This window comes from Halalkalibacter kiskunsagensis (genome assembly GCF_037027555.1).
GTDB lineage: Bacteria > Bacillota > Bacilli > Bacillales > Bacillaceae_D > Halalkalibacter > Halalkalibacter kiskunsagensis.
This window is the reverse complement of sequence record NZ_JAXBLX010000026.1, coordinates 22,523-38,309: the sequence shown is the minus strand read 5'-3', so window position 1 is coordinate 38,309 and position 15,787 is coordinate 22,523. Positions and strand designations below refer to the sequence as shown.

The window sequence follows — 15,787 nt, the reverse complement described above, 5'->3', positions numbered from 1 at the left end:
CATTCTGATACCATCATCTCCAATTCTCATTAATTTATTCATTCAAAATTGAAGTTTTTCAGGGAAGTGCTAGAATTAAGCCTTTTTCTGCTTTTGTAAATACAATGTTGCGTTGATTTCTCCTCCTATGACAAGAATGATTCCTGTTAGAAAGAACCATAGCATTAGAATGATCACACCACCAAGACTTCCATAAGTTGCTGTGAAGTTTCCAAAGTTGCTTACATAAGTCGAAAATAAGACGGAAATAACTTGCCAACCAACTGTTGCTGTAACCGCTCCAAGTATCACTTGTTTAATTGTTAATTTTACATTAGGCGCGATCGAATATAGTACCATAAGAACAAGTGTCATTAAGCCAATTCCAACGATCCAACGTAAGGAATTCAGAATGGTGGCTGTTTCAGGTGGCAAAAAGAAATATTTTTCTAGACTTTGAATGATGACGTGACCAAATACGGGCAATAACAAGGTAACAACAATAACAATAATCATGGCAATGGTTAGTACAATAGAAAGGAGACGGAGTGTGATAAAGTTTCTTGTCTCTTCAATGCCGTAGGAGCGGTTTACAGCTCGTACTAAGGCATTGACACCATTAGAAGCAGACCAAATTGTTGCTATTACCCCAAATGACACTAAACCGCCCTGTGGTTCACTAATGACTTCTAATATCGTTGTTGAAAAAAGGTCTGCAAGTTCTTCTGGCACATAATCGTTAATAAATCCATAGATCGTATTGATATCAAAATGAAAATAGGGGATAAGTGCTAAAAGAAAGATTAGCAGTGGGAAAATTGAAAGCATAAAGTAATAAGCAAGAGTTGCTGCCCAATCTGGTATTGGGTCGGTTTTTAATTTGTGAATAAATAGATTCATAAACGAATGTTTTTGCATGTTGTTCTCCTTTTCTATTCAGTGATAAGGAATTCCCTTTCGGATATTTAGACAAATTCGTGTATAATAAAGGTATTATTGTCTACATGAAGCAACGATTGAATTTTTGTTTCTTGACAGGAAGGTTGTGTATTATGACTTATCAGGCTAAGGAGCCAAAATTTTTATGGATTCTTTTATTTATCTTAACAATTACTTACGCGTACGCGTTAGAGTCAACTTTGTGGACGTATATAGCCTATAGTTTTGCTTTTATATTCTTTGCTGCCATTACTATGAGCTACCAGTTAGAAATAGTAGAGGACAAACTGATATATGTGATTGAAATCTTTGGATTTGCGGTTAAGAAAAGAACAATACTTGCAAGAGAGATTGAGAAATTGAATGTTATTCAAATAGGACAAAAGTCGATTCTGCTTGTTTATCTAAAAAAAGGATTTAGAATTAAACTTCAACGGTTTCAACCTGAAGATGTAACAAGCAAAATGATTGACTTTGCAAGTGGTAACAACATAAAAGTTGTGAAAACTGGTGATGCCTAATAGAATTCGTTTGGATAAGAGGGTGACTGAAAACAAAAGGATCTGATCCACTAGTGTTTATGACGTTGTGTAAAGACTCAATTCCTCTATATACTGCTGACTAGTTGGGGTAGGATTCTTTTGTGCCATTCTCCTTTTCCTTATGTAAGAATTGTTGAAGAAGGAGAGATGTCTGCTTTTAATACATCCTCCATTAATTGTAGAGCATGGTCATTTGTTTCGATCGTGTTAGAAGCAACACAATCGGCGGGCACGTAAAGCTTATAATCTCGCATATAGGCATCATTTGCTGTGAATTGAACACACATATTACCGGCAACGCCAGTTATGATCAATGTGTTTACTTGTAAGTGATCAAGTAATAATTGCAAGGGAGTTGCAAAAAAGCCAGAGTACTTTGGTTTTAAAACAAAGTAATCGTCTTCTTCTGGTTCCATGATCTCAGCAATTGGTTTTCCACGAACATTTTCTTTTAAACAATGTGAAACAAGATAGCGAAAATCTGATTGCCATTTTCCGTAATTATCATTCACATAAATAATTGGTATTGCATGTTTTTTTAAACGCTCTTTCAATGTAGCGATATTTTTAGCAGACTGTAAGGCATAAGGGAATAATTGATACCCGCTAGAGAATTCCAAATCATTAATCATATCTATGATAAGTAAGGCATAACGTGGTGAGTTCATGATACAATCTCCTTTATATTGGGCTACCTAGAGTAAACGTTCTAGATGTACATTATTTACCCATTTCTGTGAGAAAATAATCAAGAAGTATGATAAAAAATATAAAAATAATAAGAAGAATGACATTTGTTACTGTTGTTCGGTATGTTATGATAAACCAAAAGATTAGCTACCATACGCTTATTTTGCGGAAGGGGATTAGTAATGGATCAAACAGCAGTTGAAGTATTAAGAATTATAGAGGAAAATGGTCGAGTAGCAGTACCAACTCTTGCAAAAATGGTTGATGCAACAGAAGAAGAAGTACAGAACATCTTGAAAACATTAGAAGATGAGAAAGTGATTCTTGGTTATTCGGCGGTCATTGACTGGAGTAAAGTGGAGAAACAAGAAGGAGTAACTGCGGTTATCGATGTCAAGGTTACGCCTCAGCGTGGTGTTGGCTTTGATGAAGTGGCTGAGAGAATTTATCGTTTTCCAGAAGTTAAGGCATTGTATTTAATGTCTGGTGCATATGATCTTTCCGTTGTGATTGAAGGGAAGACAATGTCAGAAACAGCTCGATTTGTATCAGAAAAGCTCTCGACGGTCGATACGGTTATTTCAACAACAACTCATTTTCAATTAAAAAAGTATAAGCATGATGGTGTCGTGTTTGACCAAGGAGAAGAAGACCATCGAATTGTGGTGACTCCGTAATGGCAAAACTCAAAACGAATACACGTCTTTCTAAACGTGTTCAAACGATAAAACCGTCAGGAATTCGACGGTTCTTTGATTTGGCATCAAAAATGGATAATATTATTTCGCTTGGTGTTGGCGAACCTGATTTCGTCACGCCTTGGAATGTACGTGAAGCAAGTATTTCATCGCTCGAGCGAGGGTTCACCGCTTATTCGGCTAATGCGGGGATCATAGAATTAAGAAAAGAAATTTCTGCATATATGCAAAGACGTTTTGCTACTAGTTATGATCCGGAAACTGAAATTTTGGTGACGGTTGGGGCTAGTGAAGCAATTGATATCGGAATGCGTGCCATCCTTGATGAAGGGGATGAGGTCATTATTGTCGAACCTAGCTTCGTGTCCTATGTACCGTTGGTGCAAATGGCAGGAGGTGTTCCGGTTGCAGTCGGAACGAATAGACACGATGATTTTAAAGTATCTGCCTCCCAAATAGAAGCTGCTATTACAGATAGAACAAAGGCATTGATGTTATGTTTTCCGAATAACCCAACAGGAGCAACGATGACCGGTGAAGAAATGAAAGAAATTGCAGCAGTCGTAGAACGCCATGATTTGCTTGTTTTTTCAGATGAAATCTATGCTGAGTTAAGTTATGACGAAAAGCCTGTTAGCTTTGCTTCACTTCCAAATATGAAAGAAAGAACGATTTTAATTTCAGGATTTTCAAAATCGTTTGCTATGACAGGCTGGCGCTTAGGGTTTGTCTTAGCTTCGCCTGATTTACTTGCTGCAATGCTGAAATTACACCAGTATAGCTTGATGTGTGCCCCAACTATGGCACAGTACGGTGCATTAGAAGCATTAAAAAGTGGAATGGATGACCTTGAGCGGATGAAGCAGTCGTATAAACAGCGACGTAATTATATCGTGAAGTCGTTCACTGAGATTGGGTTACCTTGTCACAAGCCAGGTGGTGCTTTTTACGCGTTTCCATCAATTGAAAAGACAGGATTGACATCTGAGCAGTTTGCAGAAAAATTATTATTAGAAGAACGTGTAGCCGTTGTTCCCGGTCATGTATTTGGAGAAGGTGGAGAAGGACACATTCGCTGTTCTTATGCAACTTCTATGGATAATCTAGAACAATCGGTAGAGAGAATTGATCGTTTATTAAAGACATTGTTGTAAAATAGAGTTTCTTCGTTGCTGAGGTTGAAATACATAAGGTGTTTCGACCTCAGCTTATTTTTATGGATTGTCAAACTTCAGTTATGTGTTGTGGGTAGGATGAGTGTTAGTGTGTTTCAATTTCGTTGGCGGACCAGAGTTTGTTGATCCATATAGTAGGTAGAAAAGAAAGGGAGTTCGAGCGCCCTACATAACTGGAGGAAGAAACAGGGCAAAGAATTCTTCCTCCAGTTATTCCGGGTGAGTGAGGAGATCCGATAGGAAGTAAGAAAAACTAAGGCCACCGCCGGATTGTCAAACTTCGGTTATGTGTTGTGGGTAGGATGAGTGTTAGTGTGTTTACTAATTTAGTTGGCGGGAGCCAAGTTTTTCTAAAAAAATTGGCAAGAGCGTTTGCTCTTGCCTTATTCGTAGGGGGAATACGATTTACTATTTATTATAGGCAGGCTTTTTATTTTTATACATATTTGTTAGAGAAATGTTTCGTTTGTTTTTATTAGCAAAAAAAGGTAAGATTTTCTCATATTAAGTACGACCTGAGTGGGAAGGTGTGTGTGATATGTTATTAACAAAAGTTCGAAACGAAAATCCACTTATTCATTGTATGACCAATGTTGTTGTGACTAATTTTACGGCAAATGGGTTGCTTGCGTTAGGGGCTTCACCGGTAATGGCTTATGCAAATGAAGAAGTTGCAGAATTAGCTAGTGTAGCAGGAGCGTTATTGCTTAATATTGGAACGCTCTCGAAAGAACAAATAGACAATATGATTATTGCTGGACAAGCTGCCAATCGTGCAGGTGTGCCGGTTATTCTTGATCCTGTTGGTGCAGGAGCAACACCTTTTCGCACGAACATGAGTAAACGAATTCTTAATCAGGTAGAAGTGTCCATTTTAAGAGGGAATGCGGGAGAAATTGCCTCCTTAATTGGGGTTGAAGCAAGTGTAAAAGGCGTTGATGGTGCAATTTCCGGAGATAATGTCGCACTTGCAAAACAGGCAGCAATGGAATTTAATTGTGTGAGTGTCGTAACAGGTGAAGTTGATATTATTTCAGATGGTACGATTGTGCATGCTATTCATAATGGACATCCTTGGTTAACAAAAGTAGTTGGGACAGGCTGCTTATTAGGAGCTGTAATCGGGGCTTTTGTAGCTGTTTGGAAACATAACTTAGCTGAAGCTGCTGTATATGCTGTTAGCTATTACGGGGTTGCTGGTGAAGCAGCTTTTGCTAGGACGCAAGAAGAAGGCATCGGATCGTTTCAACAAGCCTTTTTAAATGAGCTACATCTATTAACAGAAGAGACAGTGGAAAGAAAACGCCGAATAAAGGCGCTATGATAGAAAGAGGGAATAACATGAGTGATACATTTACATTTGATCGTTTACCGAGTTATCTTGCAGAAGCATTAACAGAACAAGGAGTACATCAACCGACGGATATTCAGTCTAAAATGATACCAGAAGCATTAGAAGGTCAAAATTTAATTGCGCGTTCGCAAACTGGAACAGGAAAGACGCTTGCCTTTTTACTTCCGGCATTAGCCAAGATTGAAAAAGAGAAAAAGAATCTTCAAGTTGTTGTTTTGGCACCGACACAAGAGCTTGCGATGCAGGTCGTAGAAGTAGCAAGGAGTTTAACAAAGCATGAAGCCATTGAAATTGGCGCATTCATTGGTGGCGCTAATATTAAGCGTCAAGTTGAGAAATTAAAAAAACAAAAGCCACAACTAGCAATAGGTACACCTGGGAGATTGCTTGAGCTAATTGATATGAAGAAGTTGAAACTACACGAAGTGAAAGTGGTGGCAGTGGATGAGGCTGATCGCATGATGTCAGAGCGTCCTTCATGGGAAGCAACGATGCAAATAGCGAAACGTGCGGGGCAACAAACACAATTTTTATTTGTATCCGCTACGATTCCTAAGGATTTTGCAGAACAAGTGAGTGATGCTGCACCTTTTGTTGTCCAAATAGAAGCTGAGGGTGGGTTACTACACACTGATAATGTTGATCATGTGTACATTCGAGTTGATACGCGTGATAAGATCGATGTTGCAAGGAGACTAATACATGCTGAGAAAATTGAGCGAGGGATTGTGTTTGTGAATCAACTTGATAAAGTGGCCGAAACCGCAGAAAAATTTTCATATAAAGGGATTAAATCGCTTGCTCTCTCATCAGATCAAGCGAAACAGGAACGTGAGCATGCCCTAAACTCATTCCGAAAAGGGGATACACATATACTTGTCGCAACAGATGTGGCAGCAAGAGGGTTGGATGTAGAGGATGTAACTCATATTATCCAGCTAGATCCCCCGGCAAGTCCTGACAGTTATTTGCATCGTGCTGGACGAACAGGTCGAATGGGCAAAGATGGAAAAGTAATAACATTGATTGATTCAAGAGATGGATATAAGTTAGAAAAATATAAGCGTGACCTTCACATCGAACTTGAGGAACGATTTCTTGAACGTGGAGAATTAAAGGCAAAATAACAATGAAACGTTAAGGGGGAGAAGTACTACAAACCTTAACGTTTTTTATGATTATATGTTTTAGGCAGAGGGGATTAGGGTATAGTTTCTTACTAACAATTATAGGAAGAAACCTATTTTTGCGTAAACTCATTAATTATGTTAAAATTAAAAGGTTAAAAATTATTTAGGAGATGTATGTATATGTCAAATTATGAAGTAGGCAGTATTGTAGAAGGAAAAGTAACTGGCATTAAGCCATTTGGTGCGTTTGTAGCTCTAGACGAAAAAAAGCAAGGATTAGTTCATATTTCAGAAGTTGCACATGGTTTCGTTAAGGACATCAATGATGTTCTTAAAGTTGGAGACGAAGTAAAAGTGAAAATTATGAATGTTGAAGAGGAGTCAGGAAAAATTTCACTATCGATTCGTGCAACCCAAGAAGCTCCAGAGCGTCCAGCTCGTCCAGCTAAACCTCGTCCAGCTGGCGGTGGCGGTGGATTCGGTGGTGGCGGTCGTAAGCCTGCACCACAAAAGCAACAACAACAACAAGGTTTTAACACATTAGAAGATAAGCTAAAAGAGTGGTTAAAACAATCAAACGAAATCCAAGCAGATTTAAATAAACGTGCTAAAAAATAATAATTAAAAAAAAAGTACTTACCTTGAGGTGAGTACTTCTTTTTTAGTCATAAACATGGATTCAAAATGTTGTCCTTTATCCACTTCTTTAACAAGAAAAAGGGGTCTGATCTCATAATGAGCAGACCCCTCTCTTTATTAACGTTGTGTTTCAGGAGCACGTTCAAGCTCTTCATCGGGCTTGAATAAGATGGAAATACAATATAGACCTGCTAAACCAACTAGGGCATAAATGACACGGGAAAAAGCTGCTGCTTGACCACCGAAAATGGCTGCAACAAGGTCAAAACGGAAAAAACCGATAAGTCCCCAGTTTATTGCACCAATAATCGCTAGAACTAATGCTGTACGTTGAATACCGCTCACATTAATCACCTCCAGTAAGGGTTATAGACATTTTCTTGAAAATGTCTTTACACAACTCCATTTGTTGTGTTTCACCAATTAGAATGAGGAATTTATTACGTAAATATACAGAAGTCCAAGTGCCAATCGTTTACAATTCTAATGTGGTTGGTAATAATAAGGGGGAAGAGGGGGAGATTTGAATGAATCTATTTACTTTTTATAATCCTACAAAGCTGGTTTTCGGAAAAGGTCAAAACGCTAAAATAGTGAAAGAAGTCGAGAACTATGGCAAAAAAGTCTTGCTCGTTTACGGAGGAGGAAGCATTAAACAAAATGGTCTATATGAATTTGTGACAGGTCAACTAAGTGAAGCAGGTCTTCAATTGACAGAACTTGCAGGTGTTGAGCCTAATCCAAGACTGACTACTGTCAAAAAAGGAATTGAACTTTGTCGCAAAAATGAAATTGAACTGGTTCTTGCTGTAGGTGGAGGTAGTGTCATTGATGCCTCCAAAGCAATCGCTGTAGGAGCAAAGTATGAAGGTGACATCTGGGAAGTTATCACAAAAAAAGTGCAACCAGTAAACGCGCTTCCACTCGGTACTGTTTTAACACTTGCTGCTACTGGTTCTGAAATGAATTCTGGATCTGTTATCACAAACTGGGAAATCAATGAAAAGTTAGGATGGAGTAGCCCGTTTTCGTTTCCTAAATTCTCCATTCTCGATCCGAAAAACACCGTATCAGTCCCGAAAGATCAAACGGTATATGGTATGGTTGATATGATGAGCCATGTGGTTGAAGCTTATTTTCACAAAGCTGAAAATACGGCATTACAGGATCGGATTATGGAATCTATTTTACTAACGGTAATGGAAACAGCTCCGAAGCTGTTAGAAGACTTGGATAACGAAGAGCATCGTGAGACAATCCTATATTGTGGGACGATGGCATTAAATGGAATTACACAGATGGGGTTACGGGGCGATTGGGCAACACACAATATGGAGCATGCTGTATCAGCTGTATACGATATCCCACATGCAGGAGGTCTAGCAATTTTATTTCCGCATTGGCTTCGCTATACGTTAAATGAGCGTATTAGTCGTCATGTTCAATTAGCAACTCGTGTTCTAGGAGTTGACCCTATTGACAAAACGGACCAAGAAATAGCTCTTGAGGGAATTGAAGCCTTGTCCGCATTTTGGACCTCTTTAGGTGCACCGACCCGTTTAGCTGATTACAACATTGATGAAAGTCAAGTTGAGAAAATGGCTGAGCTTGCCTCTAACCGTGGCGAGTTTGGCAATTTTAAGTCTTTAACTAAAGAAGATGTTGTTAATATTTTAACGGCAGCATTATAAAGCGGAATTGACATGTAAGTGTAATCAAAAATGGCTTAAGTTTGTCTATAGAAGTTAATTTAATACATTTACTTATTCAAGAAAGCTTGATTCTTTACGTTGCTTTAGATAAAGTAAAAAAGAGAATTTTTTTAAAAATTAGGGAGGCTGAAAAATGGAGAACGTACGCTTTGATTATTCAAAAGCACTGAGTTTTTTTAGTCAGCATGAAATTGATCATATGCAAGGTGCTGTAACAGCGGCGCATGAAGCATTACATAATGGAACTGGAGCAGGAAGCGACTTTTTAGGGTGGATCGACCTTCCAAAAAATTATGATCGTGAAGAATTTGCACGTATTCAAGCAGCCGCAGAAAAAATAAAGTCTGATTCAGATGTGTTGCTTGTTATTGGGATTGGTGGTTCGTACTTAGGGGCACGTGCTGCGATTGAAGCACTTAATCATTCTTTCTACAATACCCTATCAAAAGAAGAGCGTAAAACTCCACAAGTCTTTTTTGTTGGACAAAACATTAGCTCTACATACATGAAAGACCTACTTGCTTTAATTGAAGGGAAAGATGTATCAGTTAATGTAATCTCAAAGTCAGGTACAACAACAGAACCAGCTATCGCATTTCGTATTTTCCGTGATTATTTAGAAAAGAAATATGGAGTGGAAGAGGCTCGTAAGCGCATTTACGCAACAACGGACCGTGCAAAAGGCGCGCTAAAAACACTAGCAACAGAAGAAGGGTATGAAACATTTGTAGTGCCTGATGATGTTGGTGGACGCTTCTCTGTTTTAACAGCTGTAGGTCTATTGCCAATTGCTGTGAGCGGTCTTAATATTGAGTCAATGATGAAAGGCGCAGAAGCTGCAAGCGAAGATTTTGCAAATCCTAATTTGGCTGAAAATGAATCATATCAATATGCGGTTGTGAGAAATGCCCTTTACAATAAAGGGAAGACTATCGAGCTTATGGTTAACTATGAGCCTTCTCTTCACTTTGTTTCAGAATGGTGGAAGCAATTATTTGGAGAAAGTGAAGGGAAAGACGGCAAGGGAATTTTCCCAGCTTCCGTTGACTTCTCAACAGATCTTCATTCGATGGGTCAATATGTTCAAGATGGACGACGTGATCTCTTTGAAACGATCATTAATGTAGAGAATGTACGTGAACAAGTTACGATTGAAGAGGCATCAAGTGATTTAGATGGTCTAAACTACCTTGCTGGTCAAACGATGGACTTTGTAAACAAAAAAGCATTCCAAGGAACGATGCTTGCTCATACTGATGGTGGAGTACCGAATTTAATCGTCAATGTTCCAGAATTAAATGAGTACTACTTTGGATATCTAGTGTATTTCTTCGAGAAAGCAGTTGGAATTAGTGGCTATTTACTTGGTGTGAATCCATTTGATCAAGAAGGTGTGGAAGCATATAAGAAAAATATGTTTGCTCTTCTTGGGAAACCAGGCTTTGAGAAAGAAAAAGCAGAGCTTGAAGCTCGTTTGAAATAAATAGAAAGCTGCTGAGCCGATGTGCTCAGCAGCTTTTTTGTACAAGTAGAAATAAGACTCGTCTGGGGCTAGGCATTGCTTAGAATCGTACATAAAATGAATTGTGAGAGGTCACACTATTTTTAGATAAGAACGTCTGTGAAAGGATGAGGTTGATGATCGCTCTGCAATCAGAAGTAGAAGGAAAGGAATTCAAGCTGAAAGAGCTAGAAGATAAATTAAAGCCGCTTGGATATGATATCGGCGGCGGCTGGGAATACGACCATGGATATTTTGATTACAAAATAGATGAGGATCATGGATATACTTTTTTACGTTTGCCATTTCAAGCAATTGACGGCGAGCTTGACAAGCGTGGTGTCACTGTTCAATTAGGGAAACCGTTTTTGCTCAATCACAAGTATCAAGAAGGATTAGATGACAATCCGGATGTATTTAATGGCTTATTCAGAATGGCCTATAATAGTTCGATTAATCAATTTCAAGAACCGGTTGATAAAGATGCAGAAGTGAATCAGAAATATATGCCAACTGCAAGAAGTCTTATTCAAGAGTTAGAACTTACCTTGCTTTATTAGGCTTAATGGTAATCAGTTCATCTTCAGCCTCTAGAAGCAGAGAAGCGTGTGGGTGCAAGATAATCTGCTCGCTTCTTTTTAAGCCAATTAAGAGAAACCCTTTTTGATAATAAGCTGTAACAATTTGTAAGAAGGTTTGACCAATCTGTTCTTCACTGACAGGTGATAAGTCAATTAAGTTCTTACGATCATAATCAAGTAATTCATTTACCACATCGCTTGTTTCATGGTGAATTAAATTCGATGTTAAGACTGCACCAGTTAATGAAGTAGATTCCACACATTTATCAGCCCCAGCACGTCTTGCGTTCGCTAATTGCTCTTTTGTAAGAATTTCAACCGTTGTGTAAATGCTTGGATTTTGCCCCTTCACAGCAAGTGTCGTTAAAACTGAGCGAGCATCAGCGGCAAATTCACTCCCTTGATGTTTCGCTGTAATGAGGACTGACGATGCAAGCGAAATATTTGCTTGTTTTAAAATCGCATCTTCACTGCTATTTCCTTTTACGAAATGTAGATTTTTATAGTTTTTTGGTATTTCTGGCAATGATTCATCGATAAGGACGATTTTCAAATGGGGTTTTGCGTTTTGGATGTTCTCAATAGCATGGCGGCTTTTTTCATTCCACCCGATGATAATGACATGTCCTTCTCCGATAAATGAAATCGTTCCTTCCTTTGTTGACTGATTAATCGACACAGCTGCACCTGCAAACGACGTTACAAGAAGCGTCATAAATCCAACACCAACAAATATTAGTACAATGGCAAGTACTCTTGTAATCGTTGCTTCCGGAACAAAATCACCATACCCGACGGTTGACACAGTAATAAATGCCCACCAAATTCCATCGAACCACGTTGTGAATCTATCTGGCTCTAACCAATGAACGAAAGCCCCTGCAATAATACCTGAGCTAATAACAGCTAAAAGAAGCTTTACTAATAGCGGCACATGACCTAGTAGTGTGCGAAAGAAATACCATTGTTGCATACAAAACACCTCTTTAACACCGCGTATAAATACATTATTGCCAATCTCTTGCGGGATCAATCATTTGTTTGCTATGATTATATGAGAAAAATGGACAGGAGCTACGAGGGATGTCGACGGTTATTTTTGCGTTTTCAATTTTCTGTGGGTGGCTTATTTTCGATATCGTCAAACATAGAAAAATCAAACTAGAGATTGTTTTAAGCTCGCTTATTGTTGCGATCATAGCAGGAGTATTATGGTGGTTGTTAGATTTGCTATTTTAAATTTAGAGCTTGTCACATTCGAAAAAAACTTTTATAATAAAGAAGGAAATACAAGGGGCATTAGCTCAGCTGGGAGAGCGCCACGCTGGCAGCACGAAGGTCATCGGTTCGATACCCGCTATGCTCCATTTAAACGTCTTGGGGCCTTAGTTTAATGGGAGAATAGTTGACTGGCAGTCAATTGATACGAGTTCGATTCTCGTAGGCTCCATACCTTTGTTTTTAAAAAAATATCTGTTGTGATACGGTCATTTTTTGACCACAACACTTCGCCATTTCTGATCAGAAAAGGTGAGGTGTTTTTTATGTCCTTAGGTTATTTTGATGAAAAAGAAAAAGTGAAGAAGCGTCAACCACATAAAAGGAAAAGCGAAAAAACAATTCAAAAAGATTCTCTCAAAATTATATTTGAAAGGTTTTTAGAATTTAAACAAAAACAAAATTTACGACCATCTACACTCAATCAGCACATTGACTTGTATAACAGCATTGAAAATTTTCACTTTAGTAGAACAGACAAACCATTTTATTTGAGCGATTTAACAACAGAATTTATATCCGATTATGTCTATTGGATGAAAAATGAAGCCGTAAGGTTTGAAGGACATAAATATAAACCCAATTCAGCGAAAACGGTTGGATTTGCAGACGCAAGTATCGAAGGACGTTTGAAATATTTAAAAACTTTTGTGAATTGGTGTGTTAAACAAGATAAATTGAAAAAAAATCCATTCGATAAATTTGAGGGATTTAAAAAAGATGCGCATACGATAGACATTCTGAGCCGAGAGGAAATAAACAGCCTTGTGAAAGTGGCAAAAACACATTCCAAAAAAAGTTATAAACATTATCGAGATTTCGTCTTACTGCATTTATTGATTGATGGCATGGTTCGTATTTCAGAAGCATTGCTGATAGCGCCAAACGACATTGACCATGTCAATAGAACAGTCATCATTCAATCAACCAATGCGAAGTCACGCAAAAGCCGTATTATTCCTTTATCGAATAAAACGTATAGATTGATAACTCAATTGATTGAAGAAAATGAGTTGTTTGAAAGTGAAGTAGATGATTTACTATTTTTATCGTTGAGCGGGCGAATGTTAGACAAGAACAACGTTCTACGAGATTTGAGGAAATATGCTGTGGAAGCGGGGATTAAAAAGCGATTTTACATTCATTTATTGCGCCATTCGTGTGCAACTCACTATTTGAGTTCTTCAGGTGACGTTGAAAGTTTACGGAAAATACTTGGTCATGCTGATTTGAGAACAGTATTAAATTACGCCCATATGGCAGACACGACGATTGTAGAAAAACATGCCAGTCATGGGTTTTTCAGTGCAGATAATACAACAGATCGAAAAAGAAGCAATAAACGTATTTAACCTATTAACAAAAGTGTTTAGAGCATGCCAACCATGTGTTAGTATAGTGAAGTTTACAAAATAAAAACCGCTTAACTTATCACCGACCAAAGCGAAAGTTAAACGGTTGCCAAATCCAAAGGACTTGTTGATTCCATTATAACAGCAAGTCCTTCCAATGAGAAGGAGAATCATATGTGCATAAAAGGAAATATCAACCAATTACAAAAACGTTTGCTTGAACGACTGAACGTTAAAACAGGGAGTACGTTATATCTAATCATCCAAGAGGTTTCTCGTCAAGCATACGCAAAGCAGTCGTATTCAGTGAGTCAGAAAAACTCCACTCTAGCGTCAAAATGTAAAGTGACAGCGAGCACGATTAGTCGCAACTTGAAAAAATTGAAAGAAAAATGTGCCGATCTAATAACGATTGAACAAAATAGAAACACAGAAGAAAAGTTCGCAGCACTCGTTTTTACTTTTCAATGTCAAACGGTAGGATCAAACGGTCTACAAACGGAGCAAGTCAAGGACTCCAACGAACCGAACGAGGTAGCCGAATCCACTTCTAGTTTATTTTCTACTAATCTTTTAGTTCATAATAAAAATACTAATACTTATAATACTAATACTGTTAAACAAGACGTTAAACAGGAACAAATTATTTTTGATACATACATTGAATTTTCAAAACAAGGGATAAAAAAGGAATTGTTTAATAAAGTTGTTTCCGAAGTGAAAGAAAAGAAGCACGTTAAGAATTTTAAAGCGTATTTAAGAGGAGCACTCGAGAACGTACTCGAATACAAAAATAATGTGATTGAAGATTTTACAGAAACTGTATATGTACGACCTACTAATTGGTGGCTGGATAAAACTGGAATTGAATATTAATATTCAAAAATATATGGGTTTATATGGAAAATATATCATTTATATATCATTCAATGACAACGTAAATATATAAACGATATACATTATATATTGAAAAAATATGGACTCCTCAACGAAAAGGAATCCATTTCAATACATTTATGTTATTCGATTTAATTTGATTGACTATACTATTATATTTGATTAGATCACAGCGTCAGACAGATTTTAAAACTTTTTTCGCTGATTTGGTTTACACTTTTATTTTGTCCACTAAAATAGCAGTATCAACAAAACGAAAGGAGCGAACAACGACAGCACATTGTTCTTTGACAATTGAATAGTTGCCATAAAAAAAGGAAGGGCGCTCGATTTGAGCACCCTAGTTAATTGAAGCATTTGCGAGGAAAACCAAGAACTAACGAGGTAATCTTCTGGTAAAATATTGATTTTATGAAGTTAAATACGAGAAAGTTTTGCCATGTGGTTGGTAATTGCACCATCTGCCCACATTTCAATTACGTAAACTTTTTCGCCTTTAATCGCTTGAACAGTGCTTGGAGTTGTTTCAACGACTTTAATATCGCTAATCATCACTGAATATGCTTGTGGACAAGCAATTCCCCAAGCCATATTTTGATTTTCACTATTTCGAATACGCTCTCTGTAAACTGGCAAGCCCATGAAAGTGGCATATGCTCCTTCTGGTTTGTCTTTATCGTCAATTTTAAGCATTTCGTCTCCTGTGTCTGGATTAATGATGCTTGGAGTAATACCACTATTTATAAACCAACAAGCATCTTTTGAAAATCCAGCATCATACAAAGGGTTATAGCCATTTGTAATCATGGTATTATAATTAAATACTAATCCTTCAGGAGTAAGGTTGTTTGCATCGGGAAATAAGAGTTGTACATCTCTTTTTTTAATTTCTTCTGTGCTGTCATTGTGAGCGCCATTGAATAAAATTTGACGAGAAAAGCCAGCAATCATTCGTTGCAAAGCTAAATCTCTAGCGTATTTCACATGGTCAATGCTTGAATCATTTGCGATTTGTTCAGATAAAACAATTTTATCAGCAAAACGCTTTGGTTTTAATATTGTTGTTGAATTAGCAATATGATTTTGCTCTGTTGCTTCTGTTCCTTCACTCTTGGCTGTTGCCCAAGGTGAGCTCGTAGGTCGGATTAACGGAATTTCTTTTCCTTCTTTAACAAAAGGTTCGTGTTTAAAATGTTTTAAAAAACGACCTCCAATAGGATTATCTGAAACTTCAATTGCTTCAGTCAAAGACATGCTTGTTACTTGTGGAGCACTGCTTGTATTCATTATCATAATAAGTTCCTCATTTCATTAATTTTG

At 37.6% G+C, this 15,787-nt stretch carries 18 protein-coding genes and 1 tRNA gene; 14 read left to right on the top strand and 5 right to left on the bottom strand.

The window, feature by feature from the left end; genetic code table 11:
* Positions 1-75: 75 nt before the first annotated feature.
* The gene (locus tag SLH51_RS15505; RefSeq protein WP_335962267.1) at positions 76-897 is read right to left on the bottom strand and encodes a YihY/virulence factor BrkB family protein; all 822 of its coding nucleotides are present in this window, start codon (positions 895-897) and stop codon (positions 76-78) included.
* Positions 898-1,031: 134 nt separating this feature from the next.
* Between SLH51_RS15505 and SLH51_RS15500 the strand changes: the two genes are divergently transcribed.
* Positions 1,032-1,439, top strand: a complete 408-nt coding sequence (locus tag SLH51_RS15500; protein ID WP_335962266.1) for a hypothetical protein — start codon at positions 1,032-1,034, stop codon at positions 1,437-1,439.
* Between the two features lie 140 nt (positions 1,440-1,579).
* Here SLH51_RS15500 and SLH51_RS15495 read toward each other — a convergent pair whose 3' ends face one another.
* Positions 1,580-2,128 carry a cysteine hydrolase family protein gene (locus tag SLH51_RS15495; protein ID WP_335962265.1) on the bottom strand — a complete coding sequence of 183 codons (549 nt, stop codon included), beginning with the start codon at positions 2,126-2,128 and terminating at the stop codon, positions 1,580-1,582.
* Between the two features lie 204 nt (positions 2,129-2,332).
* Here SLH51_RS15495 and SLH51_RS15490 point away from each other — a divergent pair, with 204 nt between their 5' ends.
* From SLH51_RS15490 to yugI, 5 genes are all read left to right on the top strand, one after another.
* Positions 2,333-2,827: an Lrp/AsnC family transcriptional regulator gene (locus tag SLH51_RS15490; protein ID WP_335962264.1), complete on the top strand. Its 495-nt coding sequence runs from the start codon at positions 2,333-2,335 to the stop codon at positions 2,825-2,827.
* Positions 2,827-4,002, top strand: a complete 1,176-nt coding sequence (locus SLH51_RS15485; RefSeq protein WP_335962263.1) for an aminotransferase — start codon at positions 2,827-2,829, stop codon at positions 4,000-4,002. Before SLH51_RS15490 ends, SLH51_RS15485 begins: the two co-directional genes overlap by 1 nt.
* Before the next feature lie 559 nt (positions 4,003-4,561).
* On the top strand, positions 4,562-5,347 hold the full coding sequence (thiM, locus tag SLH51_RS15480) for a hydroxyethylthiazole kinase (protein WP_335962262.1): 786 nt from the start codon (positions 4,562-4,564) through the stop codon (positions 5,345-5,347).
* Between the two features lie 17 nt (positions 5,348-5,364).
* On the top strand, positions 5,365-6,504 hold the full coding sequence (locus SLH51_RS15475) for a DEAD/DEAH box helicase (protein ID WP_335962261.1): 1,140 nt from the start codon (positions 5,365-5,367) through the stop codon (positions 6,502-6,504).
* 183 nt (positions 6,505-6,687) lie between these two features.
* Positions 6,688-7,125, top strand: a complete 438-nt coding sequence (gene yugI, locus SLH51_RS15470) for a S1 domain-containing post-transcriptional regulator GSP13 (RefSeq protein WP_335962260.1) — start codon at positions 6,688-6,690, stop codon at positions 7,123-7,125.
* A 138-nt stretch (positions 7,126-7,263) separates the two neighbouring features.
* On the opposite strand, the gene SLH51_RS15465 is transcribed toward yugI, so the two are convergent.
* Entirely contained in the window at positions 7,264-7,491 is a 228-nt protein-coding gene (locus tag SLH51_RS15465; protein ID WP_034751015.1) for a DUF378 domain-containing protein, read from the bottom strand.
* Between the two features lie 182 nt (positions 7,492-7,673).
* Here SLH51_RS15465 and SLH51_RS15460 point away from each other — a divergent pair, with 182 nt between their 5' ends.
* From SLH51_RS15460 to SLH51_RS15450, 3 genes are all read left to right on the top strand, one after another.
* Positions 7,674-8,837: an iron-containing alcohol dehydrogenase gene (locus SLH51_RS15460; RefSeq protein WP_335962259.1), complete on the top strand. Its 1,164-nt coding sequence runs from the start codon at positions 7,674-7,676 to the stop codon at positions 8,835-8,837.
* A 154-nt stretch (positions 8,838-8,991) separates the two neighbouring features.
* Positions 8,992-10,341, top strand: a complete 1,350-nt coding sequence (locus SLH51_RS15455) for a glucose-6-phosphate isomerase (protein ID WP_335962258.1) — start codon at positions 8,992-8,994, stop codon at positions 10,339-10,341.
* 155 nt (positions 10,342-10,496) lie between these two features.
* Positions 10,497-10,919 (top strand): YugN-like family protein, encoded by a 423-nt coding sequence (locus SLH51_RS15450; protein WP_335962257.1) that lies wholly within the window; start codon positions 10,497-10,499, stop codon positions 10,917-10,919.
* On the opposite strand, the gene SLH51_RS15445 is transcribed toward SLH51_RS15450, so the two are convergent.
* Complete coding sequence (locus tag SLH51_RS15445) at positions 10,903-11,913, bottom strand: potassium channel family protein (RefSeq protein ID WP_335962256.1); 1,011 nt, start codon at positions 11,911-11,913, stop codon at positions 10,903-10,905. The genes SLH51_RS15450 and SLH51_RS15445 overlap by 17 nt on opposite strands.
* A 110-nt stretch (positions 11,914-12,023) precedes the next feature.
* Between SLH51_RS15445 and SLH51_RS15440 the strand changes: the two genes are divergently transcribed.
* The 5 genes from SLH51_RS15440 to SLH51_RS15420 all read left to right on the top strand — a co-directional run bounded on the left by SLH51_RS15440 (position 12,024) and on the right by SLH51_RS15420 (position 14,446).
* Positions 12,024-12,179 carry a hypothetical protein gene (locus SLH51_RS15440; RefSeq protein ID WP_335962255.1) on the top strand — a complete coding sequence of 52 codons (156 nt, stop codon included), beginning with the start codon at positions 12,024-12,026 and terminating at the stop codon, positions 12,177-12,179.
* Positions 12,152-12,334 carry a hypothetical protein gene (locus SLH51_RS15435; protein WP_335962254.1) on the top strand — a complete coding sequence of 61 codons (183 nt, stop codon included), beginning with the start codon at positions 12,152-12,154 and terminating at the stop codon, positions 12,332-12,334. The genes SLH51_RS15440 and SLH51_RS15435 overlap by 28 nt, the downstream gene beginning before the upstream one ends.
* Positions 12,320-12,390: transfer RNA gene (locus tag SLH51_RS15430), tRNA-Ala, on the top strand. Before SLH51_RS15435 ends, SLH51_RS15430 begins: the two co-directional genes overlap by 15 nt.
* Positions 12,391-12,484: 94 nt before the next feature.
* Positions 12,485-13,570: a tyrosine-type recombinase/integrase gene (locus SLH51_RS15425; protein WP_335962252.1), complete on the top strand. Its 1,086-nt coding sequence runs from the start codon at positions 12,485-12,487 to the stop codon at positions 13,568-13,570.
* Between the two features lie 174 nt (positions 13,571-13,744).
* Positions 13,745-14,446 carry a hypothetical protein gene (locus tag SLH51_RS15420; RefSeq protein ID WP_335962251.1) on the top strand — a complete coding sequence of 234 codons (702 nt, stop codon included), beginning with the start codon at positions 13,745-13,747 and terminating at the stop codon, positions 14,444-14,446.
* Positions 14,447-14,884: 438 nt separating this feature from the next.
* Here SLH51_RS15420 and SLH51_RS15415 read toward each other — a convergent pair whose 3' ends face one another.
* Positions 14,885-15,760, bottom strand: coding sequence for a hypothetical protein (locus SLH51_RS15415; protein ID WP_335962250.1), 876 nt, complete (start codon positions 15,758-15,760; stop codon positions 14,885-14,887).
* Positions 15,761-15,787: the final 27 nt, after the last annotated feature.

What these genes read in the sequence shown, in the direction of transcription:
- SLH51_RS15425 (WP_335962252.1), top strand. Translation starts at nt 12,485, where the DNA reads ATGTCCTTAGGTTATTTTGATGAAAAAGAAAAAGTGAAGAAGCGTCAA.
- SLH51_RS15445 (WP_335962256.1), bottom strand. Translation starts at nt 11,913, where the DNA reads ATGCAACAATGGTATTTCTTTCGCACACTACTAGGTCATGTGCCGCTA.
- SLH51_RS15460 (WP_335962259.1), top strand. Translation starts at nt 7,674, where the DNA reads ATGAATCTATTTACTTTTTATAATCCTACAAAGCTGGTTTTCGGAAAA.
- SLH51_RS15485 (WP_335962263.1), top strand. Translation starts at nt 2,827, where the DNA reads ATGGCAAAACTCAAAACGAATACACGTCTTTCTAAACGTGTTCAAACG.
- SLH51_RS15475 (WP_335962261.1), top strand. Translation starts at nt 5,365, where the DNA reads ATGAGTGATACATTTACATTTGATCGTTTACCGAGTTATCTTGCAGAA.
- SLH51_RS15415 (WP_335962250.1), bottom strand. Translation starts at nt 15,760, where the DNA reads ATGATAATGAATACAAGCAGTGCTCCACAAGTAACAAGCATGTCTTTG.
- SLH51_RS15420 (WP_335962251.1), top strand. Translation starts at nt 13,745, where the DNA reads ATGTGCATAAAAGGAAATATCAACCAATTACAAAAACGTTTGCTTGAA.
- SLH51_RS15450 (WP_335962257.1), top strand. Translation starts at nt 10,497, where the DNA reads ATGATCGCTCTGCAATCAGAAGTAGAAGGAAAGGAATTCAAGCTGAAA.
- SLH51_RS15455 (WP_335962258.1), top strand. Translation starts at nt 8,992, where the DNA reads ATGGAGAACGTACGCTTTGATTATTCAAAAGCACTGAGTTTTTTTAGT.
- yugI (WP_335962260.1), top strand. Translation starts at nt 6,688, where the DNA reads ATGTCAAATTATGAAGTAGGCAGTATTGTAGAAGGAAAAGTAACTGGC.
- SLH51_RS15440 (WP_335962255.1), top strand. Translation starts at nt 12,024, where the DNA reads ATGTCGACGGTTATTTTTGCGTTTTCAATTTTCTGTGGGTGGCTTATT.
- thiM (WP_335962262.1), top strand. Translation starts at nt 4,562, where the DNA reads ATGTTATTAACAAAAGTTCGAAACGAAAATCCACTTATTCATTGTATG.
- SLH51_RS15435 (WP_335962254.1), top strand. Translation starts at nt 12,152, where the DNA reads ATGGTGGTTGTTAGATTTGCTATTTTAAATTTAGAGCTTGTCACATTC.
- SLH51_RS15505 (WP_335962267.1), bottom strand. Translation starts at nt 897, where the DNA reads ATGCAAAAACATTCGTTTATGAATCTATTTATTCACAAATTAAAAACC.
- SLH51_RS15490 (WP_335962264.1), top strand. Translation starts at nt 2,333, where the DNA reads ATGGATCAAACAGCAGTTGAAGTATTAAGAATTATAGAGGAAAATGGT.
- SLH51_RS15495 (WP_335962265.1), bottom strand. Translation starts at nt 2,128, where the DNA reads ATGAACTCACCACGTTATGCCTTACTTATCATAGATATGATTAATGAT.
- SLH51_RS15500 (WP_335962266.1), top strand. Translation starts at nt 1,032, where the DNA reads ATGACTTATCAGGCTAAGGAGCCAAAATTTTTATGGATTCTTTTATTT.